Raw genomic sequence first — 210 nt, forward strand, 5'->3', positions numbered from 1 at the left:
AAAAAGAAAAATCGCCGCTGGCTTTGGTATGCTTGGTAGCCTCGCTATAAGCGCATCATTGCTCACGCATTTGGTAGCTGTAGTACGGATGCTCTGCGCTCGTTGCTCGCTTTGCTCAAGCCGTTTGGTATCAGCTTCTTTTTTACCGATGACTTCAGCGTTTACACAAAAGAATGACCAAGGGAAAAGCATGTTGTGGGCAAAAGGTTC

At 46.7% G+C, this 210-nt stretch carries 1 pseudogene; it reads left to right on the forward strand.

From position 1 onward, the window contains the following. Positions 1 to 174, forward strand: a pseudogene (locus tag AACW06_RS20820) (IS1 family transposase); the annotation flags it as partial. Positions 175 to 210 lie beyond the last annotated feature (36 nt).

The organism is Vibrio sp. S12_S33 (genome assembly GCF_963889785.1).
Classification (GTDB): domain Bacteria; phylum Pseudomonadota; class Gammaproteobacteria; order Enterobacterales; family Vibrionaceae; genus Vibrio; species Vibrio aestuarianus.